23 protein-coding genes and 1 tRNA gene are annotated in these 23,064 nt (G+C 67.4%); 14 read left to right on the top strand and 10 right to left on the bottom strand.

The features are described 5' to 3' along the window. Window positions 1-188 precede the first annotated feature (188 nt). A complete protein-coding gene (locus ABC270_RS07815; RefSeq protein ID WP_412880257.1) occupies window positions 189-1,388 on the bottom strand; it encodes a hypothetical protein in 1,200 nt (399 codons plus the stop codon). Between the two features lie 268 nt (window positions 1,389-1,656). On the opposite strand from ABC270_RS07815, the gene ABC270_RS07810 reads away from it, so the two are divergent. Beyond that, window positions 1,657-2,097, top strand: a complete 441-nt coding sequence (locus ABC270_RS07810) for a hypothetical protein (RefSeq protein ID WP_412880256.1) — start codon at window positions 1,657-1,659, stop codon at window positions 2,095-2,097. Window positions 2,098-2,594: 497 nt separating this feature from the next. After that, window positions 2,595-2,906, top strand: coding sequence for a hypothetical protein (locus ABC270_RS07805; protein ID WP_412880255.1), 312 nt, complete (start codon window positions 2,595-2,597; stop codon window positions 2,904-2,906). A 190-nt stretch (window positions 2,907-3,096) separates the two neighbouring features. Here ABC270_RS07805 and ABC270_RS07800 read toward each other — a convergent pair whose 3' ends face one another. Next, window positions 3,097-3,468 carry a hypothetical protein gene (locus ABC270_RS07800; RefSeq protein WP_412880254.1) on the bottom strand — a complete coding sequence of 124 codons (372 nt, stop codon included), beginning with the start codon at window positions 3,466-3,468 and terminating at the stop codon, window positions 3,097-3,099. 204 nt (window positions 3,469-3,672) lie between these two features. On the opposite strand from ABC270_RS07800, the gene ABC270_RS07795 reads away from it, so the two are divergent. The 3 genes from ABC270_RS07795 to ABC270_RS07785 all read left to right on the top strand — a co-directional run bounded on the left by ABC270_RS07795 (window position 3,673) and on the right by ABC270_RS07785 (window position 6,068). After that, on the top strand, window positions 3,673-4,173 hold the full coding sequence (locus ABC270_RS07795; protein ID WP_412880253.1) for a GNAT family N-acetyltransferase: 501 nt from the start codon (window positions 3,673-3,675) through the stop codon (window positions 4,171-4,173). A 394-nt stretch (window positions 4,174-4,567) separates the two neighbouring features. Further along, window positions 4,568-5,530 carry an SDR family NAD(P)-dependent oxidoreductase gene (locus ABC270_RS07790; protein ID WP_412880252.1) on the top strand — a complete coding sequence of 321 codons (963 nt, stop codon included), beginning with the start codon at window positions 4,568-4,570 and terminating at the stop codon, window positions 5,528-5,530. Window positions 5,531-5,687: 157 nt separating this feature from the next. Then, a complete protein-coding gene (locus ABC270_RS07785; protein ID WP_412880251.1) occupies window positions 5,688-6,068 on the top strand; it encodes a nuclear transport factor 2 family protein in 381 nt (126 codons plus the stop codon). 63 nt (window positions 6,069-6,131) lie between these two features. Here ABC270_RS07785 and ABC270_RS07780 read toward each other — a convergent pair whose 3' ends face one another. The 5 genes from ABC270_RS07780 to ABC270_RS07760 form a co-directional block, all read right to left on the bottom strand. After that, window positions 6,132-6,815, bottom strand: a complete 684-nt coding sequence (locus tag ABC270_RS07780) for an SDR family NAD(P)-dependent oxidoreductase (protein WP_412880250.1) — start codon at window positions 6,813-6,815, stop codon at window positions 6,132-6,134. A 27-nt stretch (window positions 6,816-6,842) separates the two neighbouring features. Beyond that, window positions 6,843-7,850: an aldo/keto reductase gene (locus ABC270_RS07775; protein ID WP_412880249.1), complete on the bottom strand. Its 1,008-nt coding sequence runs from the start codon at window positions 7,848-7,850 to the stop codon at window positions 6,843-6,845. 16 nt (window positions 7,851-7,866) lie between these two features. After that, on the bottom strand, window positions 7,867-7,995 hold the full coding sequence (locus ABC270_RS07770; RefSeq protein ID WP_412880248.1) for a hypothetical protein: 129 nt from the start codon (window positions 7,993-7,995) through the stop codon (window positions 7,867-7,869). Next, window positions 7,992-8,669 (bottom strand): DsbA family oxidoreductase, encoded by a 678-nt coding sequence (locus tag ABC270_RS07765; protein ID WP_412880247.1) that lies wholly within the window; start codon window positions 8,667-8,669, stop codon window positions 7,992-7,994. The genes ABC270_RS07770 and ABC270_RS07765 overlap by 4 nt, the downstream gene beginning before the upstream one ends. Window positions 8,670-8,786: 117 nt before the next feature. Further along, window positions 8,787-9,245 carry a winged helix-turn-helix transcriptional regulator gene (locus ABC270_RS07760; RefSeq protein WP_412880246.1) on the bottom strand — a complete coding sequence of 153 codons (459 nt, stop codon included), beginning with the start codon at window positions 9,243-9,245 and terminating at the stop codon, window positions 8,787-8,789. 197 nt (window positions 9,246-9,442) lie between these two features. Here ABC270_RS07760 and ABC270_RS07755 point away from each other — a divergent pair, with 197 nt between their 5' ends. The 3 genes from ABC270_RS07755 to ABC270_RS07745 are packed head-to-tail and all read left to right on the top strand — an operon-like array spanning window position 9,443 to window position 11,497. After that, entirely contained in the window at window positions 9,443-10,114 is a 672-nt protein-coding gene (locus tag ABC270_RS07755; protein WP_412880245.1) for an NAD(P)-dependent oxidoreductase, read from the top strand. 50 nt (window positions 10,115-10,164) lie between these two features. Then, window positions 10,165-10,524 (top strand): DoxX family protein, encoded by a 360-nt coding sequence (locus tag ABC270_RS07750; RefSeq protein ID WP_412880244.1) that lies wholly within the window; start codon window positions 10,165-10,167, stop codon window positions 10,522-10,524. 25 nt (window positions 10,525-10,549) lie between these two features. Beyond that, window positions 10,550-11,497, top strand: coding sequence for a quinone oxidoreductase family protein (locus ABC270_RS07745; protein WP_412880243.1), 948 nt, complete (start codon window positions 10,550-10,552; stop codon window positions 11,495-11,497). A 131-nt stretch (window positions 11,498-11,628) separates the two neighbouring features. On the opposite strand, the gene pip is transcribed toward ABC270_RS07745, so the two are convergent. Further along, window positions 11,629-12,570 carry a prolyl aminopeptidase gene (gene pip / locus ABC270_RS07740; RefSeq protein WP_412880242.1) on the bottom strand — a complete coding sequence of 314 codons (942 nt, stop codon included), beginning with the start codon at window positions 12,568-12,570 and terminating at the stop codon, window positions 11,629-11,631. A 79-nt stretch (window positions 12,571-12,649) separates the two neighbouring features. Between pip and ABC270_RS07735 the strand changes: the two genes are divergently transcribed. Then, the gene (locus tag ABC270_RS07735; RefSeq protein WP_412880241.1) at window positions 12,650-13,057 is read left to right on the top strand and encodes a hypothetical protein; all 408 of its coding nucleotides are present in this window, start codon (window positions 12,650-12,652) and stop codon (window positions 13,055-13,057) included. A gap of 176 nt (window positions 13,058-13,233) precedes the next feature. Here ABC270_RS07735 and ABC270_RS07730 read toward each other — a convergent pair whose 3' ends face one another. Further along, window positions 13,234-13,827: a hypothetical protein gene (locus ABC270_RS07730; protein ID WP_412880240.1), complete on the bottom strand. Its 594-nt coding sequence runs from the start codon at window positions 13,825-13,827 to the stop codon at window positions 13,234-13,236. Between the two features lie 1,105 nt (window positions 13,828-14,932). Between ABC270_RS07730 and ABC270_RS07725 the strand changes: the two genes are divergently transcribed. From ABC270_RS07725 to ABC270_RS07715, 3 genes are all read left to right on the top strand, one after another. Continuing rightward, window positions 14,933-15,793, top strand: coding sequence for a hypothetical protein (locus tag ABC270_RS07725; protein ID WP_412880239.1), 861 nt, complete (start codon window positions 14,933-14,935; stop codon window positions 15,791-15,793). A gap of 74 nt (window positions 15,794-15,867) precedes the next feature. Then, window positions 15,868-16,857 carry a tyrosine-type recombinase/integrase gene (locus tag ABC270_RS07720; RefSeq protein WP_412880238.1) on the top strand — a complete coding sequence of 330 codons (990 nt, stop codon included), beginning with the start codon at window positions 15,868-15,870 and terminating at the stop codon, window positions 16,855-16,857. Between the two features lie 29 nt (window positions 16,858-16,886). Beyond that, window positions 16,887-18,938 carry a hypothetical protein gene (locus ABC270_RS07715; protein WP_412880237.1) on the top strand — a complete coding sequence of 684 codons (2,052 nt, stop codon included), beginning with the start codon at window positions 16,887-16,889 and terminating at the stop codon, window positions 18,936-18,938. 101 nt (window positions 18,939-19,039) lie between these two features. Here the strand turns inward: ABC270_RS07715 and ABC270_RS07710 are convergent. After that, window positions 19,040-19,113, bottom strand: a tRNA-Pro gene (locus tag ABC270_RS07710). A 113-nt stretch (window positions 19,114-19,226) separates the two neighbouring features. Here ABC270_RS07710 and ABC270_RS07705 point away from each other — a divergent pair. Together ABC270_RS07705 and ABC270_RS07700 are read left to right on the top strand one after the other, a co-directional pair. Next, window positions 19,227-20,714, top strand: a complete 1,488-nt coding sequence (locus tag ABC270_RS07705; RefSeq protein WP_412880236.1) for a hypothetical protein — start codon at window positions 19,227-19,229, stop codon at window positions 20,712-20,714. A gap of 83 nt (window positions 20,715-20,797) precedes the next feature. Continuing rightward, the gene (locus tag ABC270_RS07700) at window positions 20,798-22,987 is read left to right on the top strand and encodes a RecQ family ATP-dependent DNA helicase (protein WP_412880235.1); all 2,190 of its coding nucleotides are present in this window, start codon (window positions 20,798-20,800) and stop codon (window positions 22,985-22,987) included. Window positions 22,988-23,064 lie beyond the last annotated feature (77 nt).

Here is a 23,064-nt window from a genome sequence, read left to right as displayed (position 1 = left end):
TAGAACTCCGCGACTTGCAACGTCAGAGCTGGCTCCGGGGCGGTAGACAACAGCGCGAGCGCCTCCGCAGCCCACGTCGTGGGAATCCTCGTCGTGCTGGCCGAGATCTACCTCATTCTCGGACACAAAAACAACGGGGGGCTCCTGCCATCGGCAGGAGCCCCCCGCGTCCGTTGAGACGCCTGTTGCTACGCCGCGCGTCGCGGCTCGATCCGCCACTCGCGCGTCGGCAACCCGTCGACGAACTGCCACTCCTGGCGGCAGATGTCGCACCCGAACCAGTGGTCGTGTTCACGGAAGCCTGGCGTGTTCTCGTGTTCCTCGATGATCGTGTCGCGGCCGCAGGGGCATCGATACGTGTACCGCTCGGTGTCACCCGACCCAGCACCCCACCCGTCGTGATCGTCGCGGCTGCTGGAGATCAGTTCGGTACGGATACCCGTGGAGTCCGGAGAGGTTCGAGCCCAGTCGACGATCGCCTCCCGAGCTGCGTCGAGAAATGCCTCGTCCGCGTTGAGGGCGCGCAGGATGCCGATGAGGTGCTCCGGCTGCTGAGCAACGCCGTGATCACCGTCGCGGAAGCCGGCAGCGTAGTCGTCGGCCAGACGTGCCCGGGAACCAATGTCGCCAGGGCCGGCTTGTGCGACGAGCCACTCATGGAACGGGCTCGTTCGGGATGCTGCGTTCTCGTCGACGCCATCCCATCGGCCCGGCGCCGTTTTCGAGTCACGCCACTCAGTCAGAGCGCCCTGCAGGAACGTGTAGCCCGGGGGACGGTGGTGGTGCGCGCGGATGCTGTCGCGCTGCCCACCGGAGCTTCGCCGCATCCGCCGTGCGTAGTCGACTTGTTCAGAGGGGAGCCCGAAATCTGCGTTCGGGTCGTCGGCGTCCGTGGTGTGCCCGCGGACGGGGATCCCGACTGCTGCCGCTGCCCAGATCGTTGTTCCGTTGGAGACGTATGAAAAGTCCGGCAAGTACTCGCCGAGGAACTCTTCCACCGTGTGCTTCAGGCCGTAGCTGCCAGCGTCGCTGTTCGGTGCGTCCGTTGCGCTGAACGCCCGGAGTACCTCCGCAGCGAGCACGACACTCAGATAGTCATGCTCGCTCGACAGCTCGAGCGGAGACTGATCAGCTGACCGGAGACCGTTCCGCCCCAGATGGGTGATCCGCTCATCCGCCCCGGCCGCATCTGTCGAGAGTGCCGGATGCGCGGTCAACACGCGGATGATGTCTCGGGTACAGATCCGTTCACCCAGGATGCCCTGCGCGAGCGGATGTTCCACCGCTCGGAGAGCCTGCGTGTACTTCATCCCAGAGAACTTCTGGAGGGCACGAGCGTCGCGTTCGATCTCGCGAGGACGTGCGGGGATGTTGTTCGTGTCGGACACTTCAATCGCCTTCTGCGCCGATACTCGCGCCCCACGTCCGCAGAGCCAGCGTCACAGGAGAGAGATCTCGACAAAAAGGGCACTGCTACTGGAACCCGTACCACGGTTGTCCATCGAGGCCGGAAGCACGTGGGGCTTCAGACACGGAGACGAGCGGTCCAGACCGCTGCGATGTGAGGATACTACACCAAATCCGCGGTGTGGGCGTCCGAAGGTGGATGTGAGATGCTTCGGCCGGCTACGCCGAGGCGGCGCTTAGTCTCCGAATGTGGACTCCTCGACAGTGTTGCCTATCGTGACCGTCGCTGTCTCCGCGGCGTTGTCGTACGTCTTCGCGCGTCTTGGAGCTAGTGGCGAGGGCAAGCAGCAACACGCGCGTTGGCTTCGCGAGCAGCGGTTCGACGCATGCAAAACGTTCCTGGCGACGGCTGACAAGTGGGCGACCCGGGCTAAGGGGCCCGAGGTTGATGCTGAGTGGGAACCTGGGCACGATTTCTATGACGAGATGACGGCCGCGGAAAGCGCGGTGGAACTGCTTGCGCCTGATGACGTAGTCGCCGCTATGGATCCGATCCGGTCGGCTGTGCTGAGGCTGCAGCAGGTTCGCGATGCCGGAGCGCCGAGCGCGTCGGAGGACTACGGGAGGCATCAGCGCGCGTTCGTCGGAGCAGCCCAACCGCACCGTCAACCCCGCAAGCGGCTTGGGTAGTTCCGGCAGGGGATCGGCTATCGGACGTTCTGTTTATCGGTCCCACGTGGACGTCGCGACGCCATGAGGGTGACCGCGCCGGCAAGGAACACGGAGCCTTCGGCTGCGATCCAGGTTGCTCGCCAGTCGGTCTCCGGAGACAGGACCGAGCGACCGGACTGAGACTCGAACTCGCACGCAGTACCGAGCGGGACGAGGGTCCTGTGGGCTGTCCGAATGCCCTCCGGAGGGAAGCCGTCCGGCGCTTGTCGCGATTGGCAAGCGGCGACACCGACGCCTTGGTGCAGGTCGCTTCCGTAGGCGCAGATGAGTGCGAGGACGAGCAGTGTGGCACCGGTCGCGCCGAGCAAGAGCGTGCGGCCCCGGCGTGACGAGCGCCGCCTCGGTGCTGCTCGCTCATCCACAACGGCACTCTAGGGCGCGGACAACGTGCCCGTACCGATGATCGATCGACTACGGGACCCTCACTGTGCAGAGGAGCTTGCTACCGTCACTGCATGACCACCCCTCTCGAGATCGAGCTCGCAGCGCACATCGCGGAACGGTTCCCGCAGAGCGTGCCGGGAGGTTCCGTGTACGGCTCGGTGGATGCGGTCATGGTCGGTTCAGATTTGCATGGCCTGGCTCTGAAGGTCGTTCAAAAGAACCCTCTCGACGACCTCGAACTTCAGCAACTGATGGACATGATCTCGGGTCTCGCATCGTCGATGTGGGCGTTCCCGCTCCGCGCTCGGCCGTACTACGCGCGATTGCTCCTCCTCGCGACTTTGATTTTCGACAGCAGCGTCCCAGACGACTTCGAGGCCTGACGTCATACAGCCGACGTTGGCATTGACGAGCCACCGATCATCTCTCGCACCGCATCACGGATCGAAGCAAGGACCCGTTCTTGCATCGACCCTTCGTGTAAAGCGTTGAGATGCGCGTCGTCGGGATCGAGGTCAACGACGGGCACTTACGTCCGATGATCGATCGGCTACCGAGACTGCCGATTGTTGTTCATCCGAAGAGGATGAACCCGTTGAACACGCCGCCCGCGAGACCTGCGAGCGTGGCCACGATCGCGGGGAGCAGTCCGAACGCTCCGACAGCGGTCGCTATCCATGACGGCGCGAGGGCCCACCCGCGTCCTCGACGGAGCAGAACAGCAACGAGTCCGAGCAGCAGGATGGTCAACGCGACGGGGAGCGCTGTGGCGAGCATGATCGCAATCTGCAGATCGACAATAGCCACGTCTGGAGGCGGATCAGCCAGCGGGTCGGGATTCGTCGACGCAGTCAACGCGGCCTGCCATGCGAGGTGCACTGGAGCCGCGTGGGCGAAGACAGCGACCGTCGCTGCTACCCAACCCGTGAGGAGGGCGAGAGCCACTGTGCCAGGAACCCATGCCAACCATCATTGCCGCCCCATGGTCCTCAGCTTCGCGCATGCTGGCAGGAAGACTGCTCCGAGCCAAGTGTCGTGCGCGCAGTCGCGGCCGCTCAAGGTGAGCTGCCGTCCCTTGGCTCAACGCCCGCTGCGGGATTGGCAAGTGAGACGTTGTGATGCCCGGTGAGAGTCCTCCACACTGGTCTGGTGGTGAGCATCCGGGGGGCACGTGTTGATGACGCCGAAAGGGTCGGACTGTTTCAGACGCTGATGTGGGAGCAGACCTACCGTGGCATCGTCCCGGACTCTTTCTTAGACGCCCGGTCTCTCCGTCCGGCGACGGATCGCTGGGCAGAGCGCATCGGCACCGGCAGTCGAATCGTGTTCGTTGCAGAGTCGCCCGAGCAACAAGTCATTGGTGTCGCGAGCACGAGCCGCAGTTCCGGCGACTCGAGCAGATTGCCGACCCTGAAGCTATCGACGTTGTACGTAGATCACGAGGCCCAGGGCACGGGGGTTGCCTCAAGCCTCCTGAATGCTGCGCTCAACGAAGAGGATGCTCACCTCCTCGTGTTCTCGTTCAACGAGCGCGCTCAACGCTTCTACGCCAAACACGGCTTCCAGCGCCGAGGAGATCGACAGATCGATCCAGGGACTGGGCTCTACGAAGAACGCTGGGTGCGAGAGACGAGGAGACTGTCTCGGTAAACGGTCGCGCGCTCGAAAGGGTGGCGCCCTGCCGCCGGCCCGAATGGGGATCGTCTTCTTCGACATTGACGACACACTGGCCCGCACCATGTCGAGGGTTCACTGCCTGCCTCGACGCTTCGATCATCAGACGGAACTCGACGCGGCCGAGCATTGTCCGTCACCACGAAGACAGTTCACCTTCTCACTGTCCGCACCGGCAGCTCACGAGTGCGCTGCTGCCCCCCCCCCCCCGGGCCATGCCACAAATGGACCGATGAGCACACAGTCCAGCGATTCGCCATCCTGTTCGACACAGCCGCGGCAACAACCTCATTCTCATCCGGCCCATGCACACCTCCGTGGAGAGCGAGAACGCGATGGATGCGCGACAGGTGTCGCCTAGACTGGTCCCATGACGAGGATCACCACCCCCTTCGACGCTTCATCCATCGCGGCCGAGGTTCTTCAAGGGGTCGATCTGCGCGGCGTTCGTATTCTGGTCACCGGCGGGGCATCTGGGATCGGCGCGGCCACGACTGAGGCACTGGTACGTGCGGGCGCTTCGGTTGTGATCGCGGTCCGGAACCTGACGCAGGGTCTCACGGCTGTCGAACGGCTCCGGTCGATTATCGACTGCGCGGATGTCCACGCTCGATCGCTTGATCTTGCGGACCAGGATTCGGTCGCGACGTTCCTTGCCGAATGGGCTGGCCCGCTGCACGTCGTCATCGGGAACGCCGGCGTCATGGCGACCCCGGAGATCCGAACGAACGAGGGCTGGGAGCTGCAGTTCGCTACGAACCATCTAGGGCACCATGCGCTCATCACCGGCCTGCGCGACGCTCTCACCGCTGGCGCGGCTGATCGGGGCGAATTCTCGCGAGTCGTGATCGTGAGCTCCGCAGGACACCACACCTCGGGCATCAACTTCGATGACGTGATGTTCGAGCGCCGTCCGTATGATCCATGGGTAGCGTACGGGCAGTCGAAAACGGCCAACGCGCTTTTCGCGGTTGAGGCGTCCTGCCGCTGGCGCGAGGACGCGATCGTCGCGAACGCTGCGCATCCCGGAAGCATCCTCACCGACCTCTCGCGCCATCTGTCTCATGAGCAGGCGCTCGCGATCGGCATCGTTCGCGCGGACGGGACACCCGCCGAGGGATTCAAAACACCGGAACAAGGGGCCGCGACGTCGGTCCTCCTCGCCGCATCGCCGAGCGTTGACGGCGTCAGCGGGCGCTACTTCGAGGACTGCGCCGAAGCGATCCCCGCGACGGACGATGTACCCCTCGTTGGCGTCCAACCATGGGCCCAGGATCCCATCGCTGCAAAACGACTCTGGGATTTCAGCGAGGCGCTCCTCACCACGAGCTGAATGCGTTTCGCTCGTCGGTCTTCCTGCGGACGCCGGCGAGGCTAGCGGCGACGACCGCGAGCGAGATGCCGACCATCTCACTGGCCGATCCTATTCAGGACGTGGTGGAGCGGGTAGGTTCTGGCACACCGATCCAGCACCGTACGAGGAGGACACGATGGCAGCCACCGACAATGCGCAGTTCGTCCGCGAGTTCTACGAGCAGGCGTTCAACGCCGGTGAACCGGAAGCAGCGGCCGCGCGGGCACTCGGCGACACCTACACGCAGCACAACCCACAGGCCGGTGACGGCCCGGACGCGTTCGTCGGGTACGTCCACTGGCTCCGCGGACAGTTCCCCGGCCTGCACCTGGACATCAAGCGGACCATCGCCGAGGGCGACCTCGTCGTCACCCACAGCAACCTGCATCTGGTGCCGGGCGACCGCGGCATGGCGGTGGCCGACTTCTGGCGACTCGACGGGGGCCGGATCGTCGAGCACTGGGACGTCATCCAGGAGGTCCCCGAGGAAGCAGCGAACACCAACACGATGTTCTGACCTCGCCGCGTCAAGAGCGGCCGCGGAGGACGAGCTCGGGTCGGGTCCTCCGCGGTTCGCGGCTCATCCCTGGATGATGACCTCGTGGTCGTCGTGCTTCGTCACGAGGTCCCAGTAGCGGGGTGCGATCTGCTCGGCGGTCAGGCTGGAGACGCCCTCCGGGGCCTGGTCGGTGATCCAGACGCCGATCGCGACGTGTGCGATGTGCACGCCGCTTTCGTCAGCCTCGAGCGCGGTACCGAGGTTCACGGCCCAGTTGCGCAGTGCGGCGCCGCCGGCGGTGACGTTGCCGAACATCGGCACCGGGTAGACCGATCCCGCGCCGGTGGTGACGATGATGGTCCCGGCGCTGGCTTCGAGCATGGCGGGCAGGACGGTCGCGGTCGCAGTCATGGCGCCGTAGAGGGAGTACTCGACCTGCGGTTGCACGTTCTCCGGAGTGGCCTGCCGGACGTCGACGGGCGCGGTGGCGCCCGAGGTCGCGTCGGCCGGGGAGTACTCGAGGACGTCGATGCTGCCGAAGCGCTCCTTCGCCGCTTCGAGGGCTGCGATGAGCGAGGGACGGTCGAGGACGTCCGCAGCGAAGCCGGCGGCGGTGACGCCCTCCGCTGCGAGTGTCTCGGTGAGGTTGTCGAGCTTGTGCTGGGTGCGCGCGATCAGGGCGACGGCGTATCCCTGGGCGCCGAACGTGCGGGCGATGGCGAGTCCGAGGCCGGGGCCGGCTCCGATGATGGCGATGGTGGGCATGAGGCTTCTTCCTGAAGTGACGCTTGGTCAGCGGCGGCGCTGTGCCGGGTCGGTCAGCGCCGGGATCTCGGTGAGGTAGTCCGCGGGGAGGGTCTCCGTGCCGGGGTCTGCCACGGCGTCGATCGCGTCGAGGACGTCGTGCGTGAGGGTGTGCTCGGCTGCGGCGATGAGGTCGTCGAGCTGTTCCGGCGTGCGCGGCCCGACGATGACGGCGGTGACCGCGGGGTGGCTGCGGACGAACGCGGTCGCGAGGTGCGGCAAGCTCAGCCCAGCCTGCGACGCGATGTCCTGAAGCTGCTCGACGAGGTGCCAGCGTTCGGCGTTGCCGGGCGCGGTGCGGTCGAACATGCCGGGGCTGAGCCGGGCGCGACTGTTCTCGGCGAGGTCACGGCCGCTGAGCCACCCGTTCGCGAGCGGGCTGAAGGTCAGCACCCCCATGTCGTACCGGCGTGCGGTGGGCAGGACGGACGCTTCGACGCGGCGGTTCAGGATCGAGTAGCGGGCTTGTTCGGTGGTGAAGCGGGCGTGGGCGCGTCGGTCGGCGACCCACTGCGCTTCGACGATCTTCTCCGCCGGGAACATCGAGTGCCCGAACGCGCGGATCAGCCCCTCTCGTTTCAGGTCCGACAGTGCCCCGAGGGTCTCGTCGAGGTCGGTGTTCCAGTCGTACCTGTGCAGCTGGTACAGGTCGATGTGGTCAGTACCGAGGCGCTGCAGGCTCGCTTCGACGGCCGTGCGGATCCACCGCGGGGATGCGCCGCGCTGGTTCGGGTCCTGGACGTCGGGCAGGCCGAACTTCGTCGCCAGGACGACCTCGTCGCGGCGGTCGCGGATCGCGGCGCCGATGAGGCGTTCGGAGTCGCCGTTGCCGTACCGGTCGGCGGTGTCGATGAGGTTGATGCCGGCATCGATCGCGGTGTGGATCATCCGGGTGACCTCGGCGCGGTCGGTGTTGCCGAAGCCGCCGAAGTTCATCGTGCCGAGGGCTGTCGTGGAGACCGAGATGCCGGTCGCTCCGAGGTACCTGCGTTCCATGGTGTCTTCCTCTTCGTCAGTCGTTGTCGCTCGTGGGGGTCGGGAGGGCGCAGGCGCCACCGGAATCGGCATCGCAGAACGCGGCCCCGGCATCACCGACCAGCTGCAGCGCCGGCACCGGGTCGCCGGTCACCGTGTCGGTCATGCGACACCTGCGGGTGCTTCGGCGGCGGCGTCGAGGGCCTGCGCGTATCCGGCGACGGATTGCGCGCCGGATGCGGCGAACCGGCTGTCGAAGACGACGAAGGGGACACCCTGCACACCGAGCGCGCGGCCCTCGGCGATGTCGGCGCGGACGGCGTCGCCGTACTCGTTCCCGGCGAGGACGTCGCGGACACGGTCGGCCGAGAGTCCCACCTCGGCGGCGGCCTCGGCGAGGGCGTCCTCGTCGAACGGGTTCAGCTCGCCAGCGAAGAACCGGTCCTGGACGAGGGTGGAGAACGCCAACCCGAGCCCCCGTTCATCGGCGTGGTGGACGACGCGGTGGAAGTCGAACGTGTTCGCGTTCAACCGGTCGAGTGCGAACGGCAGGCCCTCGCTCTGCGCGACTGCCTGGATCTGTCGTTCTGCGCGGAGGACGACCTCGGCGTTCCCGCCGTGCGAGCGGATGAAGGCGCTCTCGATCGTCTCCGGCGTGTGCGGGGCGCCGGGGTTGAGTTCGAAGGAGCGCAGGCGGAGTCGGAACCGGTCACGGTCTGGGCGTGCGGCGATGGCCTCCTGGAGTCGGTGCTTGCCGACGTAGCACCAGGGACAGCCTAGGTCGGCCCACACCTCGATCGTGATCGGCCGGGCTGTGCCGGACGGGGTTGCTTCGGTCATCTCGTTCACCTCACTACTAGTGCGTAATGAGATCATCGGCCGAAGGATCGGGCCGTACAAAAGGCACCTTGAAGTGCGTCCGCTGCGACCCACGGGGGGTCGGCCGCGTGACCGTGCTCAGTCCGTGAAGCGGCCGTCGTCCTGGGGGGACCGAGCGCGGCCGACTCCGATCTTGTCGTTGAGTGCCCGGTTCGTCGCGACCGTGGTGTGGTTCTCCGCCGCCCACCGCGACAGCTGCAGCACCGCACGCTGCAGCGACCGGCCGAGCTCGGTGACCTCGTACTCCACCCTCGGCGGCATCTCCGCGTACGCCTGCCGACCCACGAGACCGTCACGCTCGAGCGCCTTGAGGGTGACCGTCAGCATCCGCTGCGAGATCCCCGGGATACTCGCCTGCAGATCCGAGTACCGCAGCGCCCTGTCACCCAGGGTGCTCAGCACCAGCACAGTCCACTTGTCACCGATCCGGTCGAGGACTTCGCGGATGAACGCACTGTCCTCCGGCCACGAGGTGCACGGTCCGACCACCACCCGCTCCGCGGCCATCTGTCCTGCCACACTGCGTTCCACTGCCATGACTGCCTCCTCGATCAGCGCCACCGTAACCACATGCGAACGCGGTTTCAGGCACATCGGACGCACTTTGAAGTGCCTTTTGTGGGCGAACGCTTCCGCACACATCATGTTTATACGCACTGGGAGTGAGGCAAGGACGGATCGTTCTACTGCTCGCAGTCGGTCAGCCCAGCAGCTCACCCTTGGAAGGAACCTTCTTGTCCACCCTCCTCGTCCTCGGCGGCAGCGGCCGCACCGGCATCCACGTCCTCCGACAAGCCGTCGACCGCGGACACCGCGTGCGCGCACTCGTCCGGAACCCCGACGCCGTCGACGTTCCAGCCGGTGTGGAGCTCGTCACCGGGACCCCGGCGAAGATCGACGACATCCGCCGCGCGGCGAAAGGGGCAGACGCGGTGGTGAGCGCACTGAACAACTCCCGTGCCAGCGACAACCCGTGGGCCAAGCCCGTCAGCCCGCCCACGTTCATGACCGACGCGACCCGCGACATCCTCACGGTCATGCAGGAGCAGAGCATCCGCCGCATCGCGGTCGCTTCCACGCAGGGCGCCGGGAACTCCTGGACGACCCTCAACCCGCTCTTCAAAGCACTCATCAAGGCCTCCGGGATCCGGCACGGGTACGCCGACCACCACGGCGTCGACGCTCTCGTGCATGCTTCCGAACTCGACTGGGTCCTCGTCCGTTCCGTCGCGCTGACCGACAAGACCCCGAACGGCCCCCTCCGGGCGGCTCTCGCCGGTGCGGAGAAGCCGGGCATGAGCGTCAGCCGGGCCGAGGTCGCCCGCTTCCTCCTCGACAGCGTCGACGACGACACCTGGCTTCGCCAGGCACCCGTCATCTGGAACGACCGCGCTCCACGTCGCTAGCCCCCTCCGCAACCACCGACACACCTGCATCGACCCCTCAGGAGCACATCGTGATCATCGCGTTCTGGATCATCGGCGGCCTCACCGCACTGGCCTTCCTCGCAGCCGGCCTCATGAAAGCCACCCGTCCCAAGCCCGCCCTCGCCGGCACCATGGCCTGGGTCGAGGACTACAGCGGCGGCGCCGTGAAAGCCATCGGCATCGTCGAGATCCTCGGCGCACTCGGCATCATCCTTCCCGCACTCACCGGCATCGCCGTCATCCTCAGCCCGATCGCCGCGATCTGCCTGGTCGTCGTGATGGTCGCCGCCGCCATCGTGCACGTCCGCCGCCATGAATCACCAGTCCCCCCGATCGTCCTCGCGGTCCTCGCCGCAGCCACTGCCGCCCTCGGCTCCGCAGCGCTCTAACCCACACCGGATCGCAAGAGTCATGATGCGTGCCGCGCAGATCACCCGGTTCGGCGGTTCCGACGTCCTCACGCTGGTCAACGTCGACACCCCCGCACCCGAAGCAGGTGAAGTCCGGGTCGCGGTCGGGGCGACCAGTGTCAACAGTTACGACACGATGCTCCGCGCCGGCAAGCTCACGATCGTCTCCGGACGCAAGTTCCCCATCGGGATCGGTCTGGACTTCGTCGGTACGGTTGACGCAGTCGGTGACGGCGTCACCGGGTTCCAGGTCGGGGACCGTGTCTGGGGGCAACTCCACCCGCAGCAGAAGCACCGGCTCGGCAGCGCAGCGGAGTACGTCGTCGCCGCCGCGGACCGGCTCGCTGCCGCCCCGACGTCCGTGTCAGATGCTGGAGCCGCATCGCTCGTCGTCGCCGGCGTCACCGCGCAACTCGCCCTGGACACGGTCCGTATCATGCCCGGGCAGCGCCTCCTCGTGCGTGGCGCCGCTGGCGGCGTCGGCACCGCCGTAGTCCAACTCGACCACCACGCCGGTGCGACCGTCACAGCGATCGCCAGCGCCCGAACGGCCGACACCGTCGCGGCGCTCGGCGCGGACACAGTCCTCGACCGCGCATCAGCGACCTCGAATGCCGTCGGATTGTTCGATGCGATCATCGACCTCGTCGGCAGCGAACTCCTCTCCTGGCACAGAGCTCTCGCTCCCTCCGGCCGCATGGTCACCGCCGCCCTCACGGGGGCTGCGATCACCGCAATCGGCCTCTCCGTCATCCACGGAGCCCGCCGCATCCGGACCTTCAACGCCAACCCCACGACCAAGATGCTCGAAGCGTTGACTGCGAGCGTTGATCGGGGAAACCTCCGCCCCGTGATCGCTTCCGAACATCCCCTCGTTCGCATCCGCGCCGCGCACCACGCATTCGAAGCCGGGGGCGTCGTCGGCAAGCACATCGTCACGATCGCCCACTGACAGCACCAGCCCCTCACTCTTCGTTGAGGCTCGCGCGAGACGCCTCAGCATCCAACCGGGTATCAAGACCGCCTACGCCCCAGCCTTGCCTCTCTCGCGACGCCTCCTGTATGAGCCCGTGGAGGGATCGCCTATCGGACAGCCGCGAAGGCGTCGATGGCCTCCTGAGCGAGTCGCATTTCCTCTGGGCCGCCGTGCCCTTCGGACTCGACGATTGTGAGCTTGCTGCCGGGCCATGCTCGGTGCAGTAGCCAGGGTGTGACGGCGGGGCCGCTGATGTCGTGGCGGCCGTGGACGAGCACGCCTGGTGTACCGGCGAGCTCGCCGGCACGGCTGATGATCTCGTCTTCGCCGAGGAAGCAGTCGTTGGACCAGTAGTGCGTGACGAGGGTCGCGAAGTTCTCGCGGACCCGAAGGTCCTCGTGCACCGGCCCTGGCTTCCAGTTCGGGTCGAGTGACACGTGGGTCGACTCCCAGGCGTCCCACCGTTGGGCGGTTGCCGAGCGGACGGTCGGGTCAGGGTCGCGGAGCAGTCCGGCGTAGTGGTCGACGACCCGGACGCCGGCGGGGCGCCCCTCGGTGAGCCGGGCCCATGCCTCCGGGAACACGGCGCCGACGCCCTCGGTGATCCAGTCGATCTCGCGGCGGGCGCCGGTGGTGACGGCGACTAGTACCAGTTCGGTGACCCGGGTCGGGTGGGCGAGCGCGTAGGCGAGTGCGAGCGTGCTGCCCCAGGAGACTCCGTGCACCAGCCATGCCTCGATGCCGAGGTGCTCGCGGAGGGCTTCGACGTCGGCGATCAGCTCCTGCATGGTGTGGTGTTCGAGTGATGCGAGGTCGTCGACGGCCCATGGGCTGCTTCGTCCGCAGCCGCGCTGGTCGAGTCCGACGATCCGGTACCGGTCGGGGTCGAAGCGTCGTCGGTAGCCTCCGGCACCCAGCCCGGAACCCGGTCCGCCGTGCAGGTACAACGCCGGACGGCCGTCGGGGTTGCCGGAGGTCTCCCAGTACAGACGTGCCCCGTCAGGTCGCTCGAGCTGTCCTGACCGTGAGGGTTCGAGGGGCGGGTGCACATCCGTAGCCTACGAGCCACGTCGTGCGGAGCGGGATCGTCAACCGGGCGTCGTGCCACTACCTTGCTAGGGTTGACACATGCTCATCAGCGGCAGGAAGTTTCTGGACACCCTGGCGCTCGGCATCGGCGCATCAGCTCTCGCAGGCTGCTCGATCACTCCGGATTCGATCTGCCCTGACTACGACCAGTCGAATCCCGTCTCGATCCACGTCCCGGAGTCGTCGGGTGAGGTGCACGCCGTCGCACTGTGCGCGGGCTCTGAATGCACTCCGACGATCGACGAATCGACGAGGACGCGGAACGGCGAAGCGTGGGTGGTGACATTCGACAGCACACCTGTTGGTCCCGGACGGATCGCGCTGTTCGACGCAGGCGGGCTCCGCCTGCACGAAGAACCCGTCGACCTGCAATGGACTGATGTCCGGTTCGGAGCAGATCTGCAGTGCCGGTCTGGCGGTCGTGCAGACGTGTGGGTGGAGGGCTGACCCTTCTGCATCTGTGTCACGCCCCTCACCCCGTTCCGATAGGCGGTCGACTACCGTACGGGGCTGCCGCGCTGCTGACGCCGTACGGTTCGGGGATCGGCTGAAGGACAACTCGCCACGGCCCGTCGCCGCGGCCGAGAGCGTGATTGGGCAGCCCGACTCGGGCGGCGAGATCTCTACCCGTCAGTCGGTGCGTGCGCTGCGCCACGGTTGTTGAGTGGCAGCAACATGACATCGCTCCCGCCGATGGGCAGGAAGCCGGCTCGAGCCCAGTGCTTTCGAAGAGCTTCCTGCTTCGCCGTGTCGACGAAGAGACGGCCGGAGTCGTCACCGGAGATACTCGCAGGGGTCAACGCGACGATGTCGCTGCGAAGGATGTGGCCGACGCCCTGCACAAGTGCGTGGCTGATTCGTGACCCTCGGTGCTCCTTCGGAACGGAAACGAAATCGATGATGGTGAGGCTGTCCGCGAAGGCCGCATCCTCGTCGACTTCCGCGAGAGCACCGCGGTCGAGGAAAGCCGACGCGATGGCCGCGAGATCCCCGCTCTCGGCATCGAGTGAGTCGAACCAGTCCACGTCGTTGAGATCAACCCGTACGAGGGTCGCGCTGGCAACCACTTGACTGGCGTCGGTCTCCTCATAGTCTTCGTCGAAGTGGCGTTGAGTGAGTTGAGCCGACCAGCTCTCTGCGGACAGCTGCCTGTCTCGACTGTCGAAATGTAGATCCAGCGCGCGGTCGACGCCGATGACGTCTTCGATGCTCTCCAAGCGAGGGTTCCTTCCCGTGAATCGACAGCCCTTCTGCCGGTGCGGAGGGGGCGAGCGCGGCATAAGTACCGTCAGTGTGACCATCCTGTCCCGGCGGGACCGGCCTGCGCTATGAAGTGGTCGTGCCCGAGAGTGCGTCGCCGCCCGCCGAGCAGTCGTCGCGTGCGATAGCCGGTCGCCAACCGAACCGGCATCGGACACCTCATGCAGCGGGAGACGCGGTACGAGAGTCGTCTCACATACCTAGTCCGTTGATCGTCGCGCTGACCGGGCGCTATCCGGACAAGCGGCCCGACACAGTGTGCGGTCGTTCCTGGCTCTCGCGAGGAACGTATTGACCTCGTCCACGCTCCCTCATCTACTCGACTCACAACACCCTGAACTGTGCTGATAGGAGGCGTGCACGCCGCTCGGCGGGCAGGGTGCCTGCTCGGTCCGATGCGCGCTGGTGTGCAACCCAGCGCGCGATGCTCGCCTCCTGGGGGTCGGGCGATCGTCGACGAGGAGGCCGCTGCTCTCGGTTCCAGAATGCTTGATGCTGCTCGAGCCAGGCATCCCAGCGATCATTCTGCGGCTCCCATTGAAAGCCCGGGAGGGCTTCGAGGCGTGCGCGTTGGTACTCGACCATCGCCGCGCGCGTCGAGGGGCGCCGCTGGTACGCGAGTTGATCAACAAGTTGCTGCTCAGGCGTTCGAGGCCGAGGTCGCGTAGCGCTCGCCTGTGGTAACCGCCCGTGAGATCTGGTGAACCCGTCGAGCTCGTGGGCCATCGTGATCCAGCGTCGCACGTGCGATTCGGCGCTTTCGCCCCGCTGGACGTCGGCAAGGTAGTAGTCCACGCTTCGCCGCTGATCCGCGGTGAGTTCGACTGCGGGTAGGGCGGCGAATGCTCTCCATCGGGCGTGCAGTTGCTCGAGCGCGCTGTGGTGTTCCGGCACGGGGTTCCTTCCCGAGGCCGGAGGTCGGCCTCGGGACGCCTATGCGCGGACGGCTCGCGATTTGTGTTGCCACCCCGTTGGACGCGGATCCGAGGCCAGAAACAGGACGACTTCCGTCGTCGAGATCACTACCGTTCCGCAGGTCGCACCACGAAAGGGCTACATATCGTGACTTCGGACTCCTCGTCGTCCTCGACCTACACACCGTTGCTCGCATTGCCGTGGTGGGATCGGATCGGCCCATTTCTCACCGCGCTTGTGGACGACGTCAGCACTGAGCTCGGTGTCGAGCCTCGGTCGCTGTATCCGTTCCTCACGCCGTTCGTGCTGTGGTGCTGGCAGACAAAGGCGCTCGACCTGGACCGGCAGAAGATGTTCCGTCGCAGCCGCATCGAGAGCTTCGTCATCAATGGCATGCCGGGGATGAGCCGAGGCACGAAGAACACGGTGCGTGGCAAGCTGCTCCGCGTCAGCGAAGCCGTAGTCACCGAGGTACCGACGACGCCGTTACGTGGCATTGGCAGGTCAACACCGACCCCGCCCTACGACGCCAAGCAGCGGGCGGAGCTGTACTCTTGGGCCAGGACACGCGGGACCGCTACTGCTCGCCGAGACGCAGACGTTCTGCTCGCTCTCGGATTCGGCGCTGGACTTCCGACGCGTGAACTACTGGCGGTGCGACTTCAAGACGTCACGCTCGATGGCAGCGCCGTTCGAGTGCGGGACTCCCGCCGGCGGACAGTCCCCATCGAGGACGATTGGCAGCCGGTCCTCCGTCGAGCCATCGAGACTCTCGACCACGACGACTGGGTCTTCCGAGCCGGACGTCACTCGGCGGCATCTGGCCAAGTCGCCGACTTCGTCCGCCGGACCGCCACAGACCTCGACATCCGGCCCGCACGGATGCGCTCCACGTGGCTGTGCGGACGACTCGCCAAGAACACGCCCGTCGACACACTGCTCCTGGAGTCAGGTGTTCAGACGTACGCCTCGCTCGACCGCTACCGGATGTTCCTTCCCCTGCACTAGCGGGAACCGGGCCCTTCCGATGGCCCAGGTCCGGAAGTCCCAGCTGGTCTGGACCGGCCCGCATAGGGGCCCACGTGATCAAGAACACGACCAAGTCCCCGGCCCCGCGCTCGCCCCGACTGCAGCCGCCCATCGCCCCGACCGACGTTGCCATGGCGAACAAGATCGACGACGCCATCGAGAACTACATGCCCATCATCAACCGTGCCGCCTACGCAACCACAGGACCGCTCGTACGCGAGGTGGTCCGTACCGTGGCGCCGACCACGTACGCGAATACCCGGCGGCTGCTGTCGATGGTGGCGGGGCTGGTGTCGTGGCGTTGGATGCACACCGGCTGCGAGCTGACCCCCGAGCGTGTATTCCGCGACTCCACCATCTCGCTGTACGTCAACACCGTCCTCAAGAGCCACTCCGCCGTGTACCGCTTCGACACCACCCGACACCTCGGCGCGGTCACAACCCTGCTCACCGGAGAGCGCACCAGGCGCCTCGCACCGCCGGCATCGCGGCGCTTGGCGCCCTACACGAGCGCGGAGATGGCTCAGCTGCACTCGTGGCAGATCGCCCTCTCCACCGCGCAGGCGCGACGCAACGGCGCGGCCCTCCTCGCGCTCGGTGCCGGGGCCGGCCTTTCCCCGGCCGAGATCATCGCTGTACGCACCAGCGACATCGTCGTCGACGGTGATCGGCGTTGGGTCACCGTGCGCGGCGCTTCTGAGCGCAGCGTCCCGGTGAGCGCGAAGTGGATCCGCACGCTCGACCAGGCGCTTACGACTGACGAGAAGTTCCTCTTCCACGGCTACGAGTTCGAGGAGTACGCCCCGCGTCCGATCCAGTCATTCATCAGCGCACACCCGGGACCCGTGCGGCTGACCCCGACTCGTCTCCGCTCCGGATGGATCGTCAGCCTCCTCAACGCGAACGTTCCGCTTGACGTCATCGCGGAAGTCGCCGGCTTCACCTCACTCGCCTCGATCACCGACTACTACGCCCACGCATCCTCGACAAACATCGCCGATCACCTCGACACCATCACGGGCATCGCGGGAGCCTCTCGATGAGCGGTCACGGCATCAGCAACGGTGAGGCGATGCGCTTCTTCGAGACAGACGGCCGCAAGAGCGCGCCGGTGCAGGAAACCTCGGTCTACGACATCGCGAAAGAAAAGACCTTCTCGAAGATCCGCCTCCGCGACAACGAGATTGCAGACACCCGCTCTGGTTTCTCCGTCTTCAACCGAAAGACAGTCAAGCTCGCCAAAGCTCGACTCAAGGCCACCGGGGTCATGGACGCCTACGCCATCTGGCGCCATGAAGAGGGTTTCCGGGAGTCGAACGGTGGCGCCCCCGCGCTCATCTCCGTCGAAAACCTGCTCATCGGGTGGATGCTCGTGACCACTGCGGGTCAGCCTCAGCTGATCCTCCAGATCGGGTCCGTCTTCTACGGCATGCTCACCGACGGAGCACGCGAAGAACTCGGCCTTCCCAAGCCGAACAGCAAGAAGTCGCTCACGAAGGTCGAGAACTGGCAGCAGAACGTCGGCAACGCCCACCGACGCTTCATCGCGATCGTCGACCCCCACCTCGGAGAAGACCGCTACACGGCGAAGACCGTCGAGGAGAACGCCGCGACGATGGAGAACCTCGACAAGGAGCGGGAAGCCACTGGCATGGCGCGCCTCGCTGAGTTCATGACCCGGTTCCTCACCATGTCGTTCTACCTCCAGCCTCGCGCCATTCGCAACGCGCCCGAGCGCAAGGAGGTTGACGTCAGCTTCGACGGCACCCACATGACTTCCCCTCTGACGACGGGCATGTCGCACAACAAGGACAAGATTGCCAAGCGTGTTGAGAAGGACCGTGTACTAGCAGCGGCCGGTAAGCCCCGCTCGGGGCCGGTGTCGCCGTTCGCAGCGTGGAAGGTCACCGAGACCTCGAAGCGCATCGACGCTCCCCCAGGTCAGATGGCGCAGTACGAGACTGAGGAGGAATACCTCTGGGGGTGGAACGCCACACTCGCGCGCCGAGTGTTCCTCAAGCCGAACGACCGGTGCAAGGCTCCGCAGCTCATCCTCGGCGCTACCTTGAGCATCCCGGGCAGCGGCAATGTCGAAGCCGCCGCGTTCGTCCTCGAGCAGATCGTCCGCGCCGGACACCTGCCTGGCATCGCGGACGCCGACATGGAGTACTTCGCCAACGCAAAGCCAGAGCGGCTCTACGACCCGGTTCGAGCACTCGGCTGGGAAGCGAGCACTGAGTGGCGCGACGACCGTCTCGGGCCTCGAGGCGGGTACGCCGGCGCGATCTTCATCGAAAGCGCTGCCTACTGCCCCGCAATGCTCATGTCGCTCCAGATGGCCAGTAAGCACGTCAAGGACGGCGAGATCGATGAGATCACGTACCGTGCTCGCATCGATGAGCGCGAGAAGTGGGAGGTCCGACCGAAGGCACGCCCGAACCCGGACGGCAGCGTCACCATGATGTGCCCCGCATCCGGTGACAGCCCCCGCATCAAGTGCCCGCTCAAGAAGGCCCGAGCACGGGTATCCGAAGCAAAACTGCTGACGATGGACGAGGTGGACCCGAGCGAACCCGGTTACCCCGTCGGCGACGACCTTCCCCTCATCTGCTGCCAGGACTCCGTCAAGTTCCCGAAGGAGCACCTCCCGCCGCTCACCCAAGCCCTGCGATACAAGTCCCGCGAGTGGACCGACTTCCACGGATACGCGCGCAACCTCATCGAGAACGGAAACTCGATGCTCAAGGCTCCGAAGTACGGGTCCCTGCACGACCACCTCAACAGGCAGTCCCGCGGCTTCGCATCCGGCTACGTCTTCCTGACGTTCCTGCTCGTCGCGCTCAACATCAAGCAGATCTGCGACTTCCTGAAGGCGAAGGAGATCGAAGACCACCGAGCAGCCGAGAACCGTCCCCCTCGCAAACCGCCGATCCAACGGCGCAGAGACCGCGAGTTCTTCAACGAGTACACCGGCACCCTTCCGGGTGGAGCGCCGGACATCGAGGTCCGCCAGAAGCGAGCCAAAGCACGACGGGACAAGGCGGCGGCGGTAGCTGCCACGAGAGCGGCCGCCACGAAGACCAGTCGATCCAAGCGAGCGAAGGCGGGAGCCGAGATCGCCTGAACCCGGAAGCCCAGGAGAACAAGGAGAGGCCCGCAGCCACAAAGCTGCGGGCCTCTCCTCGTTGTTGAGTTCTTAAGACAGTTCTTAAGACGCCCCTGCGGTCGGGCTGACAGGATTTGAACCTGCGACCCCTTGACCCCCAGTCAAGTGCGCTACCAAGCTGCGCCACAGCCCGCGAGGCCCGACGAGCGGACCCCACTGCCCCGTCCGGAGCAGCCCGACCAGCATAGCGGACGCCGGACCCTCCCCGTGCACAGCGCATGGAGACGACCCTCGTAGGGTGTCCGGATGCCCACCCGCACCACCCGTCTCGCCATCGCCCTGACGACCGCCGGACTGCTGCTCGGAGCCGCGGGCTGCACGGGAGCCGGGCCGGACACGCCCCGTGCCACGCTCGCCGCTGCAGCGTCGGACACGGTGACGGTCGTCGACCAGGCAGACGCTGCCGAACGGTCGGTCCGGGCGAGTCGCGCCCTCTTCGCGTCTGCGCCGGGTGCCGTGGTCGCACCGGCCGACGACGCGAGTGCGGTCGCGGCGGCAGCGAAGGCGGCGGAACGCGCGCACGTGCCTGTTCTCGTGACCGACGGCGACGGCGACGACAGCCGCGCGGCGCGCGACGTCACCCGAGAGCTCGACCGCCTCGGCGCCCGCTGGTACCAGGCCGAGGGCGGCGTGACCCTCGACGCGGACGTCGAGCAGCGGGAGGCGCCGGAGGGGACGCGCGCTCCGGGGTCGACCCGTGCCTCCAGGCCGGCAACGGTCGTCGTGGCGGACCGCAGCGCGGACGCGGCGGCCGTCGCGACCGCACGCGCTGCCGGTGCACGCGTCGTGGCGATGCCCGACGGCGTCAGCGACCCGGCGGCCGCGCCCGACGTGGTGACGGCGCTGCACGAGCGGAAGGGCCACCCCACCGTGCTCGTGGGGACGACGTTCGACGCGCTGGCGGACCCGGACTGGACGGTGCGCGCCGCGGAGAGCGGCTGGCAGCTGCCGCACGGCGGCCAGCGCCCGTTCGACGGTCACCGGTACGTCGCCCTGTACGGCGCACCCGGTGCGCCGGTGCTCGGCGTCCTCGGTGAGCAGGACCCGGAGGCGACGGTCGCGCGGGCGGAACGGCTCGCCCACCGCTACGACGACGTGTCGGACGAGCCGGTCACGCCCGCGATGGAGGTCATCGCGACCGTGGCGGCTGGTGACGCCGGCTCGGACGGCGACTACTCGAGCGAGCTGCCGGAGTCGACGCTCGAGCCCTACGTGGACGCCGCGCACGACGCGGGGATGCCGGTGATCCTCGACCTCCAGCCCGGCCGGTCAGACTTCCTCGCCCAGGCGAAGCGGTACGAGTCGCTGCTGTCGAAGCCGGGCGTGTGGCTCGCGCTCGACCCGGAGTGGCGCCTCGGGAAGGACCAGGTGCCGTTGCGCCAGATCGGCACCGTGAGCGCCGACGAGGTGAACCGCGTGTCCGACTGGCTCGCCGACCTCGTACGGTCGAAGGGGCTGCCGCCGAAGGCGTTCGTGCTCCACCAGTTCCGCTCGACGATGATCCAGGACCGCTCCTCGCTGGAGCAGCACCCGGAGCTCGACGTGCTCATCCACGTCGACGGGCAGGGGTCGCAGCCGGAGAAGCAGGCGACGTGGAAGGCGCTGCACCAGGGCGCTCCGGCGGGCGTGCACTGGGGATGGAAGAACTTCATCGACGAGGACCACCCCATGCTGTCGCCCGAGCAGACGATGCGCGAGGTGCTGCCGAGTCCGGCGCTCATCACCTACCAGTGAGGGTCGCTGTGGACAGCGGCCGGTCCTGCACAGCCGGGAGGCGCGGGTCGGGTTCCGTCGGACGCTCCTGACACGATGGGGTCATGGAAACCCCCACCCCGGCTCCGACCGTCGACCCGTCCGGTGCTGGTGGTGCGCTGCCCGTCGGCATCGCTCCGCCGTCGGCGGAGATCGCCGCCGAGGCACAGCAGGCGCTCGCTGCGCTCACGGGCCGCCCCGACGCGGTGTTCCACCCCGGACAGCTCGAAGCGATCTCGGCGCTCGTGGAGCACCGGCAGCGTGCTCTCGTCGTGCAGCGCACCGGGTGGGGGAAGTCCGCCGTGTACTTCCTGGCGACGCTCCTCCTCCGGCGACGCGGCGGCGGGCCGACCGTGCTCGTTTCGCCGCTCCTCGCCCTCATGCGCGACCAGGTGGCGGCCGCCGCACGCGCCGGGGTGCGGGCGGTGTCGATCAACTCCGCGAACGCGCACGAGTGGGGCGAGACACAGGCGGCGCTCGCCCGTGACGAGGTCGACGTGCTGCTCGTCTCCCCCGAGCGGCTCAACAACCCACGCTTCCGCGACGAACAGCTGCCGACGCTGATCGCCCGCATGGGCATGCTCGTGGTGGACGAGGCGCACTGCATCTCCGACTGGGGCCACGACTTCCGCCCGGACTACCGGCGGCTCGCGGAGCTCATCCGGTCGCTGCCGCACGGCGTGCCGGTGCTCGCCACGACCGCCACCGCGAACGAGCGCGTGGTCGAGGACGTCGCCGAGCAGTTGACGGCCGGCCCGGACGACCCCGTGTTCACGATCCGTGGGTCGCTCGCGCGGGCGTCGCTCCGGCTCGGGGTGCTCACCCTGCCGGACGCCCGGCAACGGCTCGGCTGGCTGCTCGCGCACCTCGGCGACCTGCCCGGCAGCGGCATCATCTACACGCTGACGGTCTCCGCTGCCGAGGACATCGCGCGGCTCCTCCGTGAGAACGGGTACGCCGTCCGCGCGTACACGGGTCGCACCGACACCGAGGAACGCGAACAGCTCGAGCAGCAGCTCAAGGGCAACGAGCTGAAGGCCCTCGTGGCGACGAGTGCGCTCGGGATGGGGTTCGACAAGCCCGACCTCGGGTTCGTCGTGCACGTCGGGGCGCCGTCCTCCCCGGTCGCGTACTACCAGCAGATCGGCCGCGCCGGGCGTGCGACGGACAACGCCGACGTGCTGCTCCTGCCCGGTCGCGAGGACACCGAGATCTGGCAGTACTTCGCGAGCGCCTCGATGCCGACCGAGGCCCGGGCAGCGGCGGTGCTCGACGCGCTGTCCGCGTCCGGATCGGCGCTCTCGACCGTCGCGCTCGAGGGGCTGGTCGACATCAAGCGATCGACGCTCGAACTCCTGCTCAAGGTCCTCGACGTCGACGGCGCCGTGCAGCGCGTCACCGGCGGCTGGGTCGCGACGGGGCAGCGGTGGGAGTACGACGCTCCGCGGTACGAGCGTGTGGCCGCGGCCCGTGCTGCCGAGGCCGCCTCGATGCTCGCGTACGAGTCCACGTCGGCGTGCCGGATGCAGCTCCTGCAGCAGGACCTCGACGACCCGTCCGCCGAGCCCTGCGGCCGCTGCGACAACTGCGCGGGCGTCTGGTACCCGGCCGACGTGTCGTCCTCCGACGCATCGGGCGCGGCCGCGGCGCTCGACAAGGTCGGGGTCGAGATCGCGCCGCGCGCCCAGTGGCCGTCGGGCATGAGCGCGCTCGGCGTCCCCGTCCGCGGGAAGATCGGCGCCGACGAACTCGTCGAGGCCGGTCGCGCCGTGGCCCGGCTCACCGACCTCGGGTGGGGTGGTCCGCTGCGGGCACTCTTCGCCGCCACGACGCCCGACGGGCCGGTCTCGAAGGAGCTCGTCGACGGGTGCGTCCGCGCGCTCAAGGACTGGCCGTGGGCCGAGCGCCCCACCGGGGTGGTCGCCATGTCCTCCCGGTCGCGGTCGGCGCTCGTCGCCTCGCTCGCGCAGGCGTTGTCGTCGATCGGACGCCTGCAGTTCCTCGGCACGCTCGACCGGTCGGGTGGGACGCCGCGGGGCGACGGCGCGACGAACAGCGCCTACCGGCTCTCCGGCGTCTGGGACACGTACGCCGTCGGTCCGGAACTGGCGGCCGCCCTGCAGTCGCACCAGGGGCCGGTGTTGCTCGTGGACGACCTCGTGGACAGCCGGTGGACGATGACGGTCGCAGGGCGGGAGCTCCGACGGGCCGGAGCGTCGGCCGTGCTGCCGTTCGCGCTGGCGACGGTGGCCTGACGCTCCGGCGATCCCGCCGCATGCCGGATCGCGCCGGCTGCCGCCGCGAAGGGACGCTGCGCCGGCTGCGCGCGCCG

This window comes from Curtobacterium phoenicis, assembly GCF_047238015.1.
In the GTDB taxonomy this organism is placed as follows: domain Bacteria; phylum Actinomycetota; class Actinomycetes; order Actinomycetales; family Microbacteriaceae; genus Curtobacterium.
This window is presented reverse-complemented; position numbering and strand designations above follow the sequence as displayed.